We start from the raw sequence: 209 nt of genomic DNA on the forward strand, positions 1-209 counted from the left end.
AGTTCTTTGAAAACTGAACGAAACAAACAACGTGAAACGTCAATTTTTATTTTTAGATGCTAGACAAACTAACTTTATTGGAGAGTTTGATCCTGGCGCAGGATGAACGCTGGCGGCGTGCCTAATACATGCAAGTCGAGCGAATGGATTGAGAGCTTGCTCTCAAGAAGTTAGCGGCGGACGGGTGAGTAACACGTGGGTAACCTGCC

At 45.5% G+C, this 209-nt stretch carries 1 rRNA gene; it reads left to right on the forward strand.

Features of this window, described 5'->3' with window-relative positions:
- Positions 1-74: 74 nt before the first annotated feature.
- Positions 75-209: ribosomal RNA gene (locus MR170_RS32120) — 16S ribosomal RNA — on the forward strand; the annotation flags it as partial.

It is taken from the genome of Bacillus cereus group sp. BfR-BA-01524 (assembly GCF_022662595.1).
In the GTDB taxonomy this organism is placed as follows: Bacteria; Bacillota; Bacilli; order Bacillales; family Bacillaceae_G; genus Bacillus_A; species Bacillus_A thuringiensis_S.